The organism is Bacillus sp. ISL-47 (assembly GCF_018613175.1).
Taxonomy (GTDB): domain Bacteria; phylum Bacillota; class Bacilli; order Bacillales; family Cytobacillaceae; genus Cytobacillus.
Map to the genome: position 1 here is coordinate 82000 of NZ_JAGGQS010000035.1, position 20084 is coordinate 102083.

15 protein-coding genes are annotated in these 20084 nt (G+C 39.4%); 10 read left to right on the forward strand and 5 right to left on the reverse strand.

Features of this window, described 5'->3' with window-relative positions; all coding sequences use genetic code 11:
• Positions 1-4: 4 nt before the first annotated feature.
• Together J7I93_RS12395 and J7I93_RS12400 are read right to left on the reverse strand one after the other, a co-directional pair.
• On the reverse strand, positions 5-241 hold the full coding sequence (locus J7I93_RS12395; protein ID WP_214726175.1) for a spore germination protein GerPB: 237 nt from the start codon (positions 239-241) through the stop codon (positions 5-7).
• 14 nt (positions 242-255) lie between these two features.
• A complete protein-coding gene (locus J7I93_RS12400; RefSeq protein WP_110065386.1) occupies positions 256-477 on the reverse strand; it encodes a spore germination protein in 222 nt (73 codons plus the stop codon).
• A 232-nt stretch (positions 478-709) separates the two neighbouring features.
• On the opposite strand from J7I93_RS12400, the gene J7I93_RS12405 reads away from it, so the two are divergent.
• From J7I93_RS12405 to J7I93_RS12425, 5 genes are all read left to right on the forward strand, one after another.
• The gene (locus J7I93_RS12405; RefSeq protein WP_214726176.1) at positions 710-2302 is read left to right on the forward strand and encodes a long-chain-fatty-acid--CoA ligase; all 1593 of its coding nucleotides are present in this window, start codon (positions 710-712) and stop codon (positions 2300-2302) included.
• A gap of 110 nt (positions 2303-2412) precedes the next feature.
• Positions 2413-3600, forward strand: a complete 1188-nt coding sequence (locus J7I93_RS12410) for a DUF418 domain-containing protein (RefSeq protein ID WP_214726177.1) — start codon at positions 2413-2415, stop codon at positions 3598-3600.
• A gap of 188 nt (positions 3601-3788) precedes the next feature.
• Positions 3789-4697, forward strand: a complete 909-nt coding sequence (locus J7I93_RS12415; RefSeq protein ID WP_214726178.1) for a fumarylacetoacetate hydrolase family protein — start codon at positions 3789-3791, stop codon at positions 4695-4697.
• Between the two features lie 347 nt (positions 4698-5044).
• Entirely contained in the window at positions 5045-5401 is a 357-nt protein-coding gene (locus tag J7I93_RS12420) for a YisL family protein (RefSeq protein ID WP_214726179.1), read from the forward strand.
• Positions 5402-5596: 195 nt separating this feature from the next.
• Entirely contained in the window at positions 5597-8518 is a 2922-nt protein-coding gene (locus J7I93_RS12425; RefSeq protein WP_214726180.1) for a bifunctional diguanylate cyclase/phosphodiesterase, read from the forward strand.
• A gap of 82 nt (positions 8519-8600) precedes the next feature.
• Here the strand turns inward: J7I93_RS12425 and J7I93_RS12430 are convergent, their stop codons facing one another.
• A complete protein-coding gene (locus J7I93_RS12430; protein WP_214726181.1) occupies positions 8601-9164 on the reverse strand; it encodes a DUF2777 domain-containing protein in 564 nt (187 codons plus the stop codon).
• Between the two features lie 157 nt (positions 9165-9321).
• Here J7I93_RS12430 and asnB point away from each other — a divergent pair, with 157 nt between their 5' ends.
• A complete protein-coding gene (gene asnB / locus J7I93_RS12435; RefSeq protein WP_214726182.1) occupies positions 9322-11169 on the forward strand; it encodes an asparagine synthase (glutamine-hydrolyzing) in 1848 nt (615 codons plus the stop codon).
• A 48-nt stretch (positions 11170-11217) separates the two neighbouring features.
• Here the strand turns inward: asnB and J7I93_RS12440 are convergent, their stop codons facing one another.
• Both J7I93_RS12440 and J7I93_RS12445 read right to left on the reverse strand, forming a co-directional pair.
• A complete protein-coding gene (locus tag J7I93_RS12440; RefSeq protein WP_214726183.1) occupies positions 11218-12567 on the reverse strand; it encodes an MATE family efflux transporter in 1350 nt (449 codons plus the stop codon).
• Positions 12568-12736: 169 nt separating this feature from the next.
• Complete coding sequence (locus tag J7I93_RS12445) at positions 12737-14500, reverse strand: alpha-glycosidase (protein ID WP_214726184.1); 1764 nt, start codon at positions 14498-14500, stop codon at positions 12737-12739.
• A 328-nt stretch (positions 14501-14828) separates the two neighbouring features.
• Here J7I93_RS12445 and J7I93_RS12450 point away from each other — a divergent pair, with 328 nt between their 5' ends.
• The 4 genes from J7I93_RS12450 (at position 14829) to J7I93_RS12465 (ending at position 20068) form a co-directional block, all read left to right on the forward strand.
• The gene (locus tag J7I93_RS12450; RefSeq protein WP_214726185.1) at positions 14829-16106 is read left to right on the forward strand and encodes an extracellular solute-binding protein; all 1278 of its coding nucleotides are present in this window, start codon (positions 14829-14831) and stop codon (positions 16104-16106) included.
• Between the two features lie 227 nt (positions 16107-16333).
• Positions 16334-17614 (forward strand): carbohydrate ABC transporter permease, encoded by a 1281-nt coding sequence (locus J7I93_RS12455; protein ID WP_214726186.1) that lies wholly within the window; start codon positions 16334-16336, stop codon positions 17612-17614.
• Positions 17615-18457 carry a sugar ABC transporter permease gene (locus tag J7I93_RS12460; RefSeq protein WP_214726187.1) on the forward strand — a complete coding sequence of 281 codons (843 nt, stop codon included), beginning with the start codon at positions 17615-17617 and terminating at the stop codon, positions 18455-18457.
• 72 nt (positions 18458-18529) lie between these two features.
• The gene (locus tag J7I93_RS12465; RefSeq protein ID WP_214726188.1) at positions 18530-20068 is read left to right on the forward strand and encodes an alpha-amylase family glycosyl hydrolase; all 1539 of its coding nucleotides are present in this window, start codon (positions 18530-18532) and stop codon (positions 20066-20068) included.
• Positions 20069-20084: the final 16 nt, after the last annotated feature.

Below are 20084 nucleotides of genomic sequence, written 5' to 3' on the forward strand. Positions count from 1 at the left end.
ATCCCTATGGTTGGGTTGTGCCCCCCAAGGGAACCGCAGGCGTAGTTAATAAAGAGTCTGATTGAACCGATGGAACGGAAACCTCTGCTTCGGGAGCCGGTTCTGTAAACCCTCCTGTGTTATACAAATAGGAAGATGGCTTGATTATGCCTGCACTACCAATCTGCATAACGGAAGAGTTTGTGATTCCGCCAATTTTTATAAAATTGATATGAATCGATTGCTGTATATAAAAATTCATGCTATCACCCATTTTCAAGCATTAAAATAGTTGCCTTGGTCAACGCCATCTGAATCATACGTATTCGTTGAGCTCCGATTATTATAAACATTCAGCCCGTCACCTGTGTTAAAAGAACCAGCGCCAGAAAAGGTTTTGGCATTCGATACAGGCATGATTTTATATACATCCCCGATATTAAAAACTGCGCTGCTTCCGATGGATATAACCTGTGCGACTCCGACAATAGCTGGCATATATAACACCCTTTTAAATTATTTCTTGTATATCGTATGTGCCTAAAAGCTGATTGTGATTAATTAGCCCAAATATCCGGAGCATCATCTTAAATCGGAGCCCTAAGCAAGATCTTAATTGATAGCATAAAATGTTATATAACAGACAAATTTCCTGTGAAACTGTCTCATTTTATGTGATAATATACTAATAAATACAGAATTAACAAAATATTCAGTGAGGTGTCTTGAGATGAATGTTCCTTTGATATTAACTCAGTTTTTAGATCGCGCTGTTTCTCTTTATGGTTCCAAAAAAGCGATATTTGCCGATGACAGAGCTTTTACATACGAAGAATTGGACACCAGGGTCAACAGGCTTTCCCATGGTTTGAAAGCGCTTGAAGTTCAAAAAGGGGATAGGATAGCTTATCTTGCACCCAATTCAGTTGAAATGCTTGAAGGATTTTACGGAGTTTTTCAGCTGGGGGCGATTATGGTTCCTTTAAATATTCGTTTAAAGCCAGATGATTATCTGTTTATATTAAACCATAGTGAATCAAAAATCCTGTTTGTCGACCAGGAGCTTTATCACCTTATTCTTCCTGTAAAAGATCAGTTGAAGACAGTGGAAAAAATAATCGTGCATTATAAGGATGAAGCGACAGATGAAACGGATTATGATGTATGGCTGGAAAGCCAAAGCACTGAGCCATTTGACAGGGAAATCCTTGATGAAAATGATGTATGCAGCCTTTTATATACGAGCGGCACAACGGGCAATCCGAAGGGCGTCATGCTCACACACCGCAATAATTACTTGCATGCTTTGACAACTATGCATCATCTGCGAGTCCAGGATCAGGACGTACTGCTTCATGTATTGCCGATGTTCCATGTAAATGGATGGGGCTCTCCGTTTTATTACACGGCAAATGGCGCTTCCCAGGTATGCATGAGAAAAGCCACTCCTGAGAAGATTTTTGCAGCCTTGCAAAAGCATAAGGTATCTGTAATGCATATGGCACCAACTGTACTGAATTCCCTCATGCAATATTATGAACAGCACGTTCCCAATGTAGAACAGGATGTGAGGGTGGTGATTGCAGGGTCTGCACCGCCGCCAGCTTTCGTGACAAGAGTAGAGAAAGAGCTTGGCTGGGAGTTTATTCAGGTCTACGGTATGACCGAATCATCTCCATTAAGCACCGTATCGACTGTCCGTTCCCATCTGAAAGAATTGCCGCTTAATCAGCAATATCGGTTGAAAGCAAAGGCAGGCCACCAGATGATAGGCTGTGAAGTAAAGGTATTAAATGAGCAAGGAGAAGAGGTTGCTCAAGATGGCAAAGAAATTGGTGAGGTTGTAGTCCGAAGTAATGGAGTAATGAAGGGCTACTGGAAAAATGAAGAGGCTACAATGGGAGCTATACGTAATGGCTGGCTTCATACAGGAGATATGGCTAATGTCGATGAATATGGCAATATTGACATTGTTGACCGTAAGAAAGATATCATCATCAGCGGTGGGGAAAATATTTCTTCTATTGAAATTGAAGGCGCCCTATACGAGCATCCAGCCATCCTTGAAGCTGCTGTAATTGCTGTACCTCATGAAAAATGGGGGGAAACACCGCATGCTTTTGTTGTGTTGCGAAGCGGCCGAACATTGACAGAGCGAGAGGTCATTGCATTTACCAGGGAAAAACTTGCCCATTTTAAAGCCGTAACCGGGGTTACATTTGTGGAGGAGCTGCCGAAAACCGCTTCAGGAAAAATTCAAAAAATACATCTCCGCAACGATTATTGGGAATCCCGAGGAAAAACAGGGAGGTTTGTTAATTAACCGAAAGGGGCCTGCAGCCAATGCTGCGGTCTCTTTTTTTACTGGACAATTCCACTGGAGCTCTCTATCATTAAGATTATATTTCGGTTTCCAAAAAAAGGAGGCGTTCTATGCACAAGCCAGTTAGCCCCGTCCTGGAGAAGGACCGGATCGTTTCATTGGATATTATAAGAGGCTTTGCTATCCTAGGAATTTTTTTAGTGAATATGCTGTCATTCCATTCCCCATTTTTATATCTTGATCCATTTGAATGGTGGAGCAGCCCTGCTGATAAAAGTACATATGTTTTTATTGATATCTTCGTACAGGCAAGTTTTTATCCATTATTCTCTATGTTATTCGGGTATGGTTTGGTCCTATTAAGAGAAAGGGCCATTGCCAAAGGACTGCCTTTCGGAGGGATCGCAGCAAGAAGAATGTCATTGCTGCTGCTAATAGGCATTTTTCATGCTTTTCTTATTTGGCATGGAGATATCCTCATTAACTATGCAATCTTTGGCTTTATCTTCTTGCTTTTTATAAAATTGAGCGGAAAGAATATGCTCTTGACCGGAATTCTGCTCTACGTTATTCCTAACCTATTATTCGCTCTTTTATTTTTCATGACTGTTATGTTTGTCCCTGCCGAGGAGCTGTCTATCTATGACCCTGCAGCAGCGGAAGCATCTTTGCAAGTATACCAAAATGGGAGCATCGAAGAAATTACGGCTCAGAGGATGGAGGACTGGTTATTAGTTAATAACCTAGCTTCATTGCCAATCATGCTTGCTTCCATTTTCCCGCTTTTTTTAATAGGGGCAGGTGCGGCCAAGTTAAAGTGGCTTGAAGAACCCGAGAAGGTTGGCGGATTTTTAAGGAAGCTGATGATTGGAACCCTGGCTGGTGGCGTGTTCTGTAAATTGCTCCCATATTTGACTGAAGGCAACCTGGCGGTGGATTTTCTGCAGGACATCTTTGGCGGGCCGCTGTTAGCGATTGGATATGGTGTCGCAATTGCCTTGGCCATTAAAAACGGCACAGTACTAAAAGTGATGTTGCCGCTGTCTTATGTCGGCAAATTATCACTCTCTAATTATCTTTTGCAATCCATTATTTCAACTTTGATTTTTTATAGCTATGGATTGGGCTTTTATGGTGAGATTTCCGCATTAAGCGGGACACTATTAGTCATTTTTATCTTCGCCCTTCAAGTAATGGCCAGCCGCTATTGGGTTTCTCGTTATTACTATGGGCCGGCTGAATGGCTTTGGAGGAGCTTTACTTATTTAAAACTGCCAAAATGGAGGCGCCAGGCATGATGAGAAGAATTCTAATAAGCGGGGCTGGGGGAGCTGGCAAATCTGCAGAAACGAACGAAATTTCTTAAAGACTTATAGATTGGGAGGTCACCTATAGGGGGCTCTTTTTTATAATAAACGCAAATAGTCTCGTAAATCTGAAAATTTATATTATACTTATAATGTGAAAATAAAAATGAGGTGATGAGATGAAGTTTGTTACAGCAAAAGATAGCAGCGGCAGTTTTGTCGGACTTATTGATGAGTCAAGCACAAAGGTATTGCCTCTTGGCACTGCTATAGAAAAAATGGAGGGGAAAAGTGACTTACCCGCCTCTTTAAAAGAATGCATTGCATTGGGAGATGCATTTATTGAAAAAGTTCATCAATTAACTGATTGGGTAAGCAGCAGTTCTGAAAGGGAGGAATTATATATACCGCTTGATTCTGTTACTTTGCAAGCGCCGATTCCGCGCCCGGATAAAAATATCTTTTGTGTGGGGAAAAACTATGCGGAGCATGCCATTGAAATGGGAAGCGAAGCGGATATACCTGAGCATATTATGGTATTTACAAAAGCGCCTACAACCGTCATTGGCCCGGATGAAACAGTGCTCAACCATCAAGATGTGACTTCTCAGCTTGATTATGAGGGAGAGCTTGCAGTTATCATCGGAAAAACAGGACGTGCCATTCCAAGAGAAGAAGCATTGGATTACATATTTGGCTACACAATCATTAATGATGTATCAGGAAGAGACCTCCAATCCCGTCATAAGCAATTCTTTATCGGAAAAAGCTTGGATACAACCTGTCCAATGGGACCATGGGTTGTCCATTCATCCGCAGTGGAAAATCCTAACAAGCTGGATATTCAAACAACGGTAAACGGGGAAGTGAGGCAAAGCTCGAATACGGAAAACTTTATATTCCCAATCGAAGAAATAATTACTGTGTTATCTAAAGGGATGACCCTGGAGCCGGGAGACATTATTGCTACCGGCACGCCTGCCGGAGTCGGCAAAGGATTTAAGCCCCCACGTTTTCTGCAGCCGGGAGATACAGTGGAAATTACGGTTGAAAAAATCGGTTCTTTAACAAATTCAATAGAAAAATAATGTCCTGGCCTATGCAATTGCTGCATAGGCTTTGTTTTTTTTGTAAAAAGTCCGTTTAAGCAAGGGGAAATGGGCTTTATCAACGAAAAATAGTTCTTATCAACGAATTTTCCTCATTTATCAACGAAAATTTAAATATATCAATCAAAAATGGCAGAATATCAACGAATCGCTATTTTCGTTGGTACACCCAACAAACATAGGCAAATGTCTATGACCAATCTCACAATCCGCCATAAAAGTTTCACAAAACTTGTTTGTATTGTGCTCTTCCCGCACCATTATTTTAGGATTTTCGATTTCAATATGATATGATTGTATCGAATTTTACAATAGGAGGCACTGGAATGATACATGCCCACATTACGACGTGGTTTTTAGCACTAGTTCTATTTATCGTTGCCCTTGTCATGCATAAAAGCGGCAAACACAAAGGTTTAAAAGTAGTACACATGATTTTAAGGCTGTTTTATTTGCTGATCATTGGGACTGGCGTATGGATTCTAAGCACCCTTAACAACATTGATATGCTATATGTTTTAAAGTCATTGGTGGGTTTATGGGTTATCGCTATGTTTGAAATGATCATTATTCGTACTGTAAAAGAAAAGAAAACGTCTATTTTATGGATCCAGTTCATAATTGCGTTAATTCTGGTTCTCTATTTAGGTTTTGTGCAATTGCCTTTAACATTTATGACGTAATTTTGAAAAAAGCTGCTGAAAGGCAGCTTTTTCTAATTTTGTCATGTCATGTATGTCCTAAATATGGTATTTTAAAAAAGATAAGAACTATAATTTGACAGTTGTCCCAGTCGAAGGGCCTGCTGCTTAACGTTTGAAGCCAGCGGGCTTCTCTCTTTCTTTTTAGGAATGACATTACTATGATGGTGGGTTTTTATGGCTAAAACAATAACATGTCTATATGAGAATACTAACCAGCTGAATAGTTTCATAGATGAAAACGAATTGGATGAATATCCGAATCTGCTTGTACAGGTTTTTACAGGGATAATAAAGGAAGAGTTTATTGAGAATCTGCAAAATGAACTGGCCAACCGGCTTCCTTTTGCTGCAATTGCCGGCTGTTCCACTTCTGGTGAAATTTACGAAGGCCGCATTACTGAAAATCAAACAGTCATCACTTTTACGGCTTTTGAAAAAACAGAGTTAAAATCGTTTCTTCTGCAGCAAAAGGATTATAAAGATAGTTATGAGATGGGGAAAGCTCTGGCACATGAGCTTGCTATTTTCAATACAAAAGCTTTAATTCTATTTCCGGCAGGCTTTAATGTTGATTCTTCTTTGTTAGTTGAGGGGATATATGAAACAAATACTGAAATGGTAATTGCTGGCGGAATCGCAGGGGATAATGGATTATTTCGGGAAGGGTTTGCTTTTACACAAGAAGGGCTTACCCAAAATGGGCTTGTTGCGATAGCCCTGCAGAGCGGCCATCTTTCAGCACATTCGTTTGCAAACTACCGATGGCAGGAAATCGGAAAAAGTTTTACGGTTACAAAGGCTTCAGGTTCTACTATCTATTCGATCGACCATAAGCCACCTTTGCAAATATTAAAGCATTATCTAGGAGAAGCTTTCATAAAAGATTTGCCTAAATCAGGCACAGAATTCCCATTCCTCTTAACGTATCGCGGGGAGAAAGTGTCAGTTTTTATCATTAAAATGCTTGAAAATGGGGCAGTCAAGGTTAACCGGATGGTTAAAGAAGGAGATAATCTTATCTTCGCATATGCCAATCTGGAAGAAATTATTGAACGGTCTTTGCAGGAGTTAAAGAGACTGGGGAAAGAACCTGCAGAAACAATCTTTATCTATAATTGTATGGCCCGCAAACAGTTTGCAAGAGATTTCACCGAAAAGGAACTGGCCATGTTCCAGGGGATTGCTCCTGCAAATGGGTTTTTTTCTTATGGAGAAATCGCTTCACGAAAAGGCGATTATCCAATAATTGTTGGACATTCCCTTACCTATCTTTCTTTATCAGAAAATGTGGCCAAGTCAAAGAAAACTGCCGCCGATACATACATTTATGAGAAGCCGGCACAATTTAACACGATATCTTCTCTAACACATTTAATGCATGCCTCCCAGGATGACATAGAGGTTCTAAACAGCAGCCTGAAGATCTCGGAACAATATTATAAATCATTATTTGATAATAATGCTGATTTTGTTTATTCAACAGACATGAAAGGAAATTTCACAAGTGTTAATCCGGCATTTGAAAAAACCTTTGGATACAGAAGTGGTGAAATACTGGGAAAATCAGCTCTTGGTTATGTGAGAAATGAAGATATTCCGCGGGTGAGAATGCATTTTTACCGGGCGATAAGAGGAAAAGAGCAATATTACAATGTGTATATAGATTCAAAGTCAGGAGAGACAAGCCTCTTTCAGCTGAAAAATATCCCAATCACAGTGAATGGGGAATGTGTAGGCATTTACGGAATTGGCAGAAATATTACTGAGCAGAAAAAGATAGAAGATAAAATTACAGAGCTCGCTTACTTCGACCAGGACACCGGGCTGCCAAATAGAATGAAATTTACAGAGCAGCTGGATGTTCTTTTGAAGAGAGCGAAAAAGAAAAGGAAAATGCTCGCAGTTCTTTCGATTGATATTGACCGTTTTAAGATCATTAATGATAGCCTTGGCCATTTTGCAGGTGACATGGTTTTAAAGGAAATTTCGGAAAGAATCGAAAAGGTGTTGCCTTCAGGTTCCTATTTGGGCCGGTTCAGCGGTGATAAATTTACACTGATATTATCAAGAGATATTAAAATAGATAGAGTCATGAAAACGTCTAAAAAGATATTAGATGAAATATCGAAGCCGTTATTCCAAGCAAATCAGGAATTTATTGTCACAGCGAGCATAGGTGTCAGCTTATATCCCGGTGATGGGCTGGACGAGCATACTTTGCTTAAGAATGCTGATGTGGCAACCAATCGTTCCAAGCAGCAGGGCGGCAACAGGATAACCTTTTTCTCAATGGAAATGAATGAGCAGGCCATGGTCAGGCTTGAGCTTGAAAGCTATTTAAGAAAGGCTTTACAAAAAGAAGAATTTTATTTATGCTACCAGCCTTTAATCGATCTTGAATCAGGAAATCTTTACGGAAGCGAAGCCCTGATTCGCTGGAATCACCCCAAACTGGGTCTTGTTTCGCCTGGGGAATTCATACCGCTGGCTGAGGAAACAGGCCTCATAGAGGAAATTGGCAGCTGGGTTTTGCGGACAGCATGCAAGCAAAATAAAAGGTGGCAATCGCTTGGCTATCACTCACTTTCAATATCAGTCAATGTGTCCGCATACCAGTTTCAGCAGCCAGGCTTCCTGAACGAGGTAAAGAAAGCATTGGGGCTATCAGGTTTGGAACCGCAGTATTTAACATTAGAATTAACTGAGAGCACCATGCTCAGAAATGTAGAATACAGTATTCAGGTCATGCAAGCACTGCAGGCAATTGGCGTTAAGGTTTCAATAGATGATTTTGGCACAGGCTATTCTTCCTTGAGTTATCTTAAAGATCTTCCCATCAATACATTGAAGATTGATCGATCTTTTATAAACAATCTGCGACTAAACACATCCGATATTGCCATTGTGAAAGCAATCATTACGATGGGACATGGGCTCGCTGTTAAAGTGGTGGCAGAAGGAGTGGAAACAAAGGAGCAGATAGAGTTATTAAAAGAATTGAAGTGCCATTATGCGCAGGGGTTTTATATTCATAAACCGCTTATGACAGCCGAATTTGAAGAAGGATTATCCAAAAAGATACAGACGTACAGCTAAGCAGGATAACATCAATTGCCGCTTGATGAGATCGTGATTAAAAAAGCATCAGTCTGCCGACTATTGGCAGACTGATGCTTTTTTATGAAGAAATTTTTTCAATCACCATTCTTTTGCCGCTGTTTAATGTGAATTCAAAGCGGTCACTCATTTTTTCATAATAGCAAAAATGGTGCTGTACATTGCAGATGTGGTCCTGATTATCAAAAACGATAAAATTCACTCCGCTTTTGCGATCTTTATCATTAAAGAAAGCTAATTGATTATAGCAATATATGCAGTCATACACTGAAAACTGCATAGAATTTAAGGTTGTTACAAATTGGTAAAATGCATCATCATTTATTTCCTCCAGTAGTCTCTCCAATGAAAAAACAAGATGCTTGCGTATTCGGACAGAATCCTGATCCTTTAAGTGGAAAACTTCATCGGCCAAAGCAATCTTGCCATCCTCGAACAAGATTCCTTTTTTCCAGCGCTTGAAGCGAAATACTTCTAATTCCTGGTGGAGGAATTCATCTAACAATGATGCTTCATCTGTTTCGTGATCGAAAAAAACCCATTGATCATTGATAAGCTCTACAGTGCCTTCTGTAAACGCACGGGATTGATATTCAATAAGCTTAGTTCGCTGCTGTCTATTCATAAAAAACCTCCATTAACTTCCTCAACTTCTTTTTAGACAGTTTAGGCGATTTTTATAACTGCTAAAAGTGGACAATTAACTTTTTTCTAGGCCGTGCATACAATAACATCATGCAAAATGTGCCCAAATGATTCCGCTTAGAAAGGATGATGTAAAAATGTGTGGAATTACAGGCTGGGTCGATTTCCAAAAGGACCTGAGAAAAGAAACCGCTAAGATTGGAAAAATGACGGATACTTTGGCTAAGCGCGGTCCGGATGACACGAATGTCTGGACAGATATTCATGCGGGCTTCGGCCATAAAAGGTTAATCGTTGTAGACCCTGCTGGCGGAAAACAGCCAATGACAAGGGAAAAACAAAATAGCCGCTATACCATTTGTTATAATGGCGAGCTATATAATACAGAAGATATTCGTAAAGAACTCCTTATAAAAGGATATTCGTTCAACGGCCATTCTGACACAGAGGTTTTACTGACTTCTTATATGGAATGGGGCGAAGACTGCCTGAAATATCTCAATGGCATTTTTGCTTTCGCTGTATGGGATGAAAGGAAGGAACAATTGTTCATTGGCAGAGACCGGCTTGGGGTAAAACCATTATTTTATAAAGAAACAAAAAAGGGGATCATTTTTGGATCAGAACTAAAAGCCATTTTGGCCCATCCGGATGTAAAGGCTGAGCTTGATAGGGAAGGGCTGGCGGAAGTTTTCGGATTAGGACCGTCAAGATCCCCTGGTTCAGGAGTATTCAGAGGTATAGATGAATTAAGGCCTGCACATGCTTTATCTTTTTCAAAAAATGGGCTGAAGGTTTGGCGTTATTGGAATGTTAAAAGCAGCCAGCATGAGGATAACCTTGAAGAAACTGCAGAAAAAGTTCGCCACTTATTTACGGATGCAGTAACGAGGCAGCTCGTATCGGATGTACCGCTTTGCACGTTCCTTTCAGGTGGTGTCGATTCAAGTGCGATCACTGCCATTGCTGCCAAAACCTATGAGAATGAAGGAAAAGGGCAGCTGCACACCTATTCCATAGATTACGAGGGAAATGATGTTTTCTTCAAGGCGAATGAGTTTCAGCCCAACTCGGATGGTGCGTTTATCCATAAGATGTCCCAAGCCTTTAATACCAAACATAACAGCTGTATCATTTCCCAGCAGCAGCTGGCAGAGGACCTAATGGAATCAGTGCATGTCAGAGACCTTCCCGGTATGGCAGACGTTGATTCTTCCCTTCTATGGTTTTGCCGGGAGATAAAGAAGGACTTTGTGGTAAGCTTATCCGGCGAGTGCGCTGACGAAATATTTGGAGGTTATCCGTGGTTCCACAGACAGGAGGATCTTCAGCGTAAGGGGTTTCCATGGATGAGGTCGCTGGAAGCTAGGCATGGCCTATTAAAGGAGAAGTGGCAGAGCAAATTAAAAATTCAAGATTACGCCATGGAAAAATATATTCAGGCAATCTCGGAAACTCCAAAACTCGACGGAGAAAGTGAAGAGGATGCAAGCCGTAGAGAGCTTTTCTATATTAATATGATTTACTTTATGACAACATTATTGGATCGGAAGGACAGAATGAGTATGGGTGCAAGCCTTGAAGTAAGGGTCCCATTTGCTGACCACCGCCTTGTAGAGTATGTATGGAATATACCATGGGAGATGAAAATGCACGGCAACCGTGAAAAGGGTATTCTGCGTAAAGCACTTGAAGGCATATTGCCTAATGAAGTTTTATATAGAAAAAAGAGCCCTTATCCAAAAACGCATAATCCGGAATATACCAACGCAGTTCAAAAAATGCTCAATGGGTATCTGGAAGACCGATCATCCGCACTTTATGAGTTTTTTGACCACGGCCAGCTGAAGAAAATAATTGAATCGGGCGGAGAAGCATTCCAGGAGCCATGGTTTGGCCAGCTCATGACTGGTCCCCAGCTGCTTGCGCATCTTGCACAAATTCATGTCTGGTTTAAAGATTATAATATTAATATTGTTGAATGAGGAAAAGCGGCAGTTTAAATTGCCGCTTTTTCTCATTGACTTATTGGCTTAGACTGCTTTGGATGCCACAAACGATTTGCTAATCCATACTTTAGACTTCCAGCGCGATAGCATGAGCAATCCCCTGAGCCATTCATCAGCAATAAAAGCAATCCAGATGCCTGCAAGCCCCATGCCAAAATGGATTCCCAGAAGATAGGATAGTGTCACACTTACTCCCCACATGGAAATAATACCCATATAAACCGGAAATTTCACGTCACCTGCAGCACGCAATGAGTTAATGACGACCAAATTGAATGATCTGCCAGGTTCAAGGATGATGGTTAATAGAATCAGCACACTGCCAACTTTAATTATATCGGTATTTGACGTGAAAATTCCCATCAGTTCTTCAGAGAAAGCGGCAAAAAGCACAGCTGTAGCAAATGAAATCATAATGGCCAGGCGCAGGCTTTTTAGGCACCTTTGATAGGCTGCATCATAATCCTTGGCACCAACCATATGCCCGATCAAAATTTGAGTCCCCTGGCTTATGGCGACACTAAAAAGAAAAATGAACATCATAATGTTCTGTGCGTACACTTTAGCTGTCAGTGCTTCTGTACCTAAGCCAGCAATAAAAATGGTGATGACCATTTGCGACCCGTTATAGGATAAATGTTCTCCAGCGGAGGGAATCCCAATTTTTAAAAGGTTTTTTATATGTTCTTTTGGAAAACGGAATAGCAGTCCAAAAGGGAGTGTATTTTCCGTGCGCTTAAGCAAAACAGCTACAGCTGCTGTAAATCCAATCAATCGGCTGACAACCGTAGATATGGCAACCCCTTCAACACCCAATACTGGGAAACCGAAAGGCCCAAAGATAAAAAAGTAGTTTCCGATTACATTTAAAATGTTCATGCCAATAGTGATGTACATAACATCTCTTGTAAATCCGTAGCTTCTGATAATCGCGCCGATTGTCATGATCAGAGCTTGGATAAAGGATAGGCCGCCAACAATGATCAGGTAGGAATTCGCTTCATTTAAAAGTTCCTCCGGCAGGTCCATCATTCGCAGCAATGGCTTGCTTAAAATAAATAAAAGGATACTTAAGAGAATTCCGAAAACAAGGTTGGCACCCAAAGATACAACTGATATTTCAGCTGCTATTTTATTATTTTTTGCTCCAAGGTTTTGGGCAATCAAAATTGATGTACCTGTAGCTACGAAGCCGAACATGACAATAACAAGGGAAAGGATCTGGTTGGAAACACCGACAGCTGCGACAGATTCATCCGAATATTGCGATAGCATAAGAGTGTCTGCATTCCCCATTAGCATATGGAGCAAAATTTCTATAAATATGGGCCATGTTAAAGCAAATAATGTAAGTTTTTTGTGGTTCCTAGTCATCTCTATTCTCCCAGTGTGTAAAGTTGATATATTTTTCATGCCTTGATAAGGGAATGCAGACATTCTAAAACGAAAAAAGAAAAGTCTTAAGGGTTTGCACTTAAGAACTTTTCTTAACAGATTCTGATATATTTCTAAAGTGGAAATCAACAGCGTGTTTAAAGAACCATTAATTTAAAGAAGGGAATGACAAAATATCAAATCCAAAGCCGTCCAGCTTTACTTTTAAGCTGGACGCTTCTGCAGCAAACTCTTCGCCTGAAAGTAAGTTTGTGATTTTAACGCCCTTCATGTTATATGGCAGTGTAAATTCAGCTTTTTCAGCAGAAGAATTAGCCAGTACAACGATTGTTTTTGAGTCATTGTATTTTTGATAGGCAACAAGATCACGATCTGTATGGATAAACTCAAATTGTCCTTCATTGGCCAGCAATTTTTCTTCGCGGCGCAGTTTGATCAGCTGTTGAATATGGGAGAAAAGTTCACGGTCCTGGTTATTTTCATCCCACTCCATGCATTTTCTGCACCCTGGATCCATTTCGCCGCTTAACCCTATCTCATCACCATAATAAAGGCAAGGCGAACCCACAAAGGTAAATAAAATCGTATATATAAGCTTAACCTTGTCTTTATCTCCTTCACATTCTGTCAGAATTCTTGGTGTATCATGGCTTCCGACAAGATTGAATGCAGTTTCATAAACATTAGCCGGATAGCGGTGAATTTCAGCTGTCAAATTATTGGCGAATTCATTGCCATTTATGGTTTTCTTTGCGATCAGGTTCAGCAGATTGGCTGTAAATGGGTAATTCATGACTGCATCAAATTGATCACCGCGCAGCCAAGGCATGGAGTTGTGCCAGATTTCACCTAATATATAAAGATCAGGTTTAATTCCTTTTACGGCTTGCCTGAATTCACGCCAAAACTGGTGGTCAACTTCGTTTGCTACATCAAGCCTCCATCCGTCAATATTAAACTCCTCAATCCAGTATTTAGCCACTTTCAGCAAGTATTCTTTTACATCCGGATTTTTTGTATTCAGCTTCGGCATTTGTGCCACAAATGCGAAGGTTTCATAATTAGGGTATTCTCCACCCTTTAAAGGAAAGCTATGCGGATGAAACCAATCCTTGTACTTTGATTTCTCCCCGTTCTCAAGCACATCCTGAAAAGGCGGGAAGTAGTATCCGCTATGATTGAAAACGGCATCAAGCATAACGCGAATGTTTCTTTTATGGCACTCTTCTACAAGTCGTTTGAGAGTATCCTTTGTCCCGAACTGGGGATCAATTTCGAGATAATCGATTGTATCATATTTATGGTTGGAAAAGGCTTTAAAAACAGGAGTAAAATAAATACCTGTAATGCCAAGTTCCTGTAGATAATCCAAATGTTCTATTATACCCTCAAAGTCGCCGCCAAAAAAATTAGTGGGGGAAGGCGGGGCACTGCCCCAAGGGAGAGCTGCTTCTGGATCATTTTCAGGATTTCCGTTTGCAAATCTTTCTGGGAAAATTTGATACCAAACAGTATCCTTCACCCATGAAGGGGCTCTGAAGACCTCTTCAGCATGTAGATAGGGAAAGTTGAAATAATAACCGGAATCTGCTGGAGGTATAGCGTAAAAGCCCTTTTCAGTTAAAATCAATTCTTCTTCTCCTGACTTTAACTTAAAGCCGTATCTTGATCTTCTATAAGGCGGTTCAATAAAGACATGCCAATAATCATGAATCCCATCTGTACCTGACTTTAACATATCTGTTTCTTCAAACTGCCATTTTCCATCAGACCAGTAATATTGGTCACCGTGTATTAAAGTTACTTCTGCAACGTCATCTTTTTTGGTTTGTATTCTAATATGTAGGGTTTTTTCATTATATGGATAGACATAGTGATCAGAAGGATAGTGGATGATAGCTGCTTTTTCCATTCTTATTCCCCTTTCAAAAAGTGCAATCGCTTGCATTATAACATATGGATGAAATGAAAATATAGAAAAGAAAAGATAAGATATACCTTTTTTCTTTTTATAAATTGGACTCATAAATTTTTAAAAAAGGAGTTGTAAAAGCCCAAAAACCTTGTATAATAAAAATATAAATTGTGCAATCGTTTTCATAGAATGAATTTAATAGAATTCATTAAAAATAGAATGGGTGAAAGCGCTAAAATTTTTCGATATAAATAAAAGCGTTTACACTTTTGTGCAAACGGTTGTACACTTTTAAAAAGCATCCATATTTTTAGGAGGGTCAAGAATGAAAAGAGCATTATCATTATTTATGATGATCGTTTTGGTATTCGGAGTTTTAGCTGCTTGCGGTCCAAAAGACGAAGAAGAGACTGGCAGCAATGACAGCAAAACTGAAGGAGAACAAGCAAAACCTGAAAAGCTAATTGTTTGGGAAGATACTGACAAAGGTACAGCTTTAAAAGACGCTGCCCAAAAATTTGAAGCAGAGCATGGAATTAAGATTGAATTCAAAGAATTAAATATTACAAAAATGCAAGAAAACCTAGCACTTGATGGAAATACTGAAAACGCTCCAGACGTAGTAACAATGTCTCATGATGGCGTTGGACCTGCAATGGTTAAAGGTTATATTAAAGAATTAGAAGTTGATTCTAAAATTTTAGGACAGTTTACAGATTCTTCTGTTGACGCACTTAAATATGAAGGTAAGCTATATGGTCTACCAAAGGCAACTGAAACACCTGTTTTTATCTACAATAAAGATTTGCTTCCTGAAGTTCCAGCAACAATGGAAGATCTTTATACTAAATCTAAAGAGGTAACAAAGGATGGAAATTATGGTTTCTTAGCTATCTGGGATGATTTCTATCATGCACATGGTATTTTCTCTGGCTTTGGTGGATATGTATTCGGTGAAAAAGACAGCAAGCCTGATGTAACAGACATTGGTTTAAACAACGACTCAGCTGTTGAAGCTGCAGAATATATTAACAAATGGTATGCAGAAGGCCTTTTCCCTAAAGGAATCATTGGTGAGAAATCAAATGATAATATGAATGGCCTGTTCAAAGAAGGAAAAGCTATTGCAGTACAGAATGGTCCTTGGGCTTTCAAAGACTACAGTGATGCAGGAGTTAATTACGGTGTTGCTGCAATGCCAAAACTTCCTAATGGTGAACCTGTTAAAACATTCATGGGTGTTAAAGGCTGGTTTGTAACAAACTTCAGTAAAAATCCTGATTGGTCACAAAAGTTTGTTGAATATATTACAAATGAAGAAAATGCTAAGAAGCGTTTTGAATTAACTGGAGAAATTCCTCCTTTGAAATCATTAATGGAAGATCCTGAATTCGTTCAGAATAACGAAGGAGCAGCTGCTGTAATGGAACAATCCCAATACGCTGTACCTATGCCAAGTGTTCCAGAGATGGCAGAAGTTTGGGATCCAATGAAAAAAGCAGTTGAAACGATCGTAACTGGAAAATCAGAAGCAAAACCTGCTTTAGATAATGCCGTTAAAACAATCGAACAGCAAATCGAAGCTAACCATAGCGGAAATTAATTCATTAATTCCTTTCTTTAACAAAGGCTGTTTAATAAAGGTGGAGGCTCCTGGAGCAAAAGACAACATCCTAGGTTAAAAGAGCCTTAAGAAAAAACAAAAGAAGCGGTACTCCCAGTCAGTGGGGTACTGCTTCCATTTTATTAAAAACATTAATTTTCAAATTTAAAGATACTAAAAAAAAATACACCCCTTTAAGGGATATGGCAGAAAGGGGAATCCTTTCAATGGAAGATGTATATAAGTCTAACCACAGAAAAATAGCTGCGTGGCTTTCCATAATTCCTGGCCTTGGCCAGATCTATAACAAACAGTTTTTTAAAGGTATTGCTTTTTTAGTATTAACTTTTTCTTTTATCATTGCTTTTAAAGATTTCTTGAACATCGGATTATGGGGTCTGGTTACCCTCGGGGAAAAGCTGCCTCGTGATAATTCTATATTTTTGCTTGTATATGGAATCATATCAGTCATTCTGATTCTTTTTGCAGTAGGTTTTGTCCTTTTAAGCCTGCGTGATGCATATAAAAATGGAAAAAAACGAGACTTAAATCAACCTTTAAGCTCGATAAAAGAACAATATCATACATTAATAGATGAGGGATTTCCTTATCTTATGATTACTCCGGGATTTTTCCTGCTGGTATTCGTCGTTATTTTACCAATTGTTTTTGTTTTGCTGCTTTCATTTACAAACTATAATCTCTATCATCAATGGCCGGCGAAGCTAATGGATTGGGTAGCTTTGGACAATTTTACGAGGCTTGTAACGCTTGATATTTGGAGGGAAACATTTGTAAGTGTTTTTGCCTGGACAGTGATCTGGACATTTGGAGCAACCACATTTCAAATTGCGCTTGGCATTTTCCTCGCAGTTTTAGTTAATCAAAAAGACCTTAAAGGAAAGGCCATTATCAGAACCATCTTAATTCTTCCTTGGGCGGTACCAGCTTTCGTTTCCATCTTGATTTTCTCAGGATTATTTAATGAAACATTTGGCGCCATTAACAATGTAGTTCTTGATGCATTTGGAATAGGTCCTATACCATGGATGACCGAAGCATTTTGGACAAGAGCCGCTTTGATTATGATTCAGACCTGGCTGGGGTTTCCGTTTATTTTCGCAATGGTTACTGGAGTACTTCAAGCTATACCGGATGAATTGTACGAAGCTGCGACAGTTGATGGGGCGACAGCGTGGCAGAAGTTTAAAAACATTACTTTTCCGCTGATTATGTTCTCTATTGCACCAATTCTTATCACACAATATACCTTTAATTTTAATAACTTTAATATTATTTACCTGTTTAATATGGGTGGTCCTGCTATTTCCGGACAAAATGCAGGAGGGACAGACATCTTAATTTCCTGGATTTATAATTTAACAGTAACAAAATCTGAGTATGGTATGGCTGCCGCTATTACGATGATATTGTCAGCTATTGTTATTTCTGTTGCGTTATGGCAATTCAGAAGAACGAAGGCTTTCCAAGAGGAGGATATGATGTAAATGAGCACAAAAAGGCAAAAATTCATTAGACTATCGCTAACCTATTTAGTGATCTTATTTATGACTGTGATCATTGTCTATCCAATTCTGTGGGCAATCGGGGCTTCATTAACACCTGGTACCAGTTTAACTAATTCCTCACTTATCCCGAAAAGTGCAACATTTGATCATTATCGTACTATTTTTGATCCTGAGCAGAGCAACTATTTAATTTGGTACTGGAATACTTTAAAAGTTTCTTTTTTAACAATGTTTTTCTCAGTGATTGTTATTAGTCTAATGGCTTATTCATTTTCAAGATACCGATTTGTGGGAAGAAAAAACGGTTTAACTACTTTCTTGATTTTACAGATGATTCCAAACTTTGCTGCGTTAATAGCCATATTTGTCTTGGCACAGGTTACTGGCTTATTAGATACTCACTTAGGTTTGATCTTAATTTATGTTGGCGGTGCCATTCCAATGAATACCTGGCTGATGAAAGGTTACTTGGATAGCATCCCTAAAGAGCTTGATGAAAGCGCAAGGATGGATGGAGCTGGTCATTTTCGCATCTTTTGGCAAATTATTATGCCGCTGGCAAAACCTATTATTGCTGTAATTGCCTTGTTTACCTTTATTGCGCCTTTTACAGATTTCATACTTGCAAAAGTAATGTTGCGTTCAACTGAAAATTACACATTGGCTGTTGGTCTATATGAACTGGTTTCTAGACAATATGGGGCTGAGTTTACGACGTTTGCAGCCGGTTCAGTGTTAATTGCCATACCAATCTCAATTCTTTTCTTATCTTTCCAGAAATACTTTGTATCTGGTTTGACGGCAGGGGGAACAAAAGGCTAATCTTAAAGGGCTGAAACTTTATAGGCCAATTGAGAATAACTCATAGCCTCAAAAATTGAAGGAGGAGCGGCGATGAAAAAAGGAGTATTATTCTTCATCTTAATCCCGTTTCTTCTTTTTTATGCCCTGCCGGCAGGAGCAATTGAAAAAGAAGAGCGCAAATGGCAAGATGAATCAATTTATTTTTTAATGGTGGACCGTTTTCATAATGGCGATTCTGAGAATGATTACGAAGTAGATGTTAAAGATCCTAAAGCTTATCATGGCGGTGATTTTAAAGGAATTACCGATAAACTGGATTATATAAAAGACATGGGTTTTACGGCCATTTGGCTTACTCCAGTTTTTGATAATGAAGATAAAGGATATCACGGCTATTGGATTAAGGATTTTTACAAAACAGAAGAACATTTCGGCACGATTGATGAATTTAAAGAACTTGTTCAAGAGGCCCATAAAAGAGACATGAAAGTTATTCTTGATTTTGTTGTCAACCATGTTGGCTACAATCATGAATGGCTAAACGATCCTCGGAGGGCAGAATGGTTTCATGAAAAACAAGACATACAAAACTGGGAAAACCAAGAAGAGCTTGAAAATGGCTGGATTTATGGATTGCCTGATTTAAATCAAGAAAACCCAGAGGTTGAGAATTACCTTATTGAATCCGCCAAATGGTGGATTGAAGAAACTGATATTGATGGTTATCGATTAGATACTGTTAAGCATGTACCCAAAGACTTTTGGGCTGAATTCTCAAAGGAAGTAAAGAGTGTTAAAAAGGATTTTTATTTGCTGGGTGAAGTATGGTCTGATAATCCGGAATATATCGCTCAGTACGAAGGTACAGGTATTGATGGGTTTGTTGATTATCCTTTGAACGAGTTTTTGCGCCAGGCATTTGCGAAACCAGATCAACCTATGAATTGGCTTTTCACTTCGTGGGAAAGGAATAAATCCATCTATGAAAATCCTTATTTAATGGGAACATTTATGGATAACCATGATACTGTTCGTTTTACCAGGGATACAATCACCCAAAACCAGCATCCGGGTCCAAGGTGGAAGCTGGCATTAACGTATTTATACACGAGTCCCGGTATTCCAATTATGTACTACGGCAGTGAAATTGCGCTTGATGGCGGCAATGATCCTGATAACAGAAGACAAATGGATTTCCGGACAGATAAAGAGCTTATCGATTATATTACCAAGCTTGGAGAAGTTCGCCAGCAGCTTCCCTCTCTGACAAGGGGAACAATGGAATTACTGAAAGAAGATAATGGACTTGCTGTATATAAACGCCAATATGAAGATGAAACTTCCATTATCGCCATCAATAATACAACGGAATCCCGAAAGGCTGTAATTGGATCAGACGTATTGAAAGGTGACAAAGAACTTCAAGGCATGCTTACAGGCGACCTGGTCCGGAGTAAAGATGACAAATTTACATTGATTCTTGACCGTGAAGAGGCCGAAGTATATGTGCTTAATGAGAAGACCGGTCTTAACATTCCATATATTGCATCTATAATCGCTGTATATACGGCTTTTATGGTGTTTATATATCTATTATGGAAGCGGTCCAAAAAGAAGAAAACTGAATAATTTTAGAGAATTTCTT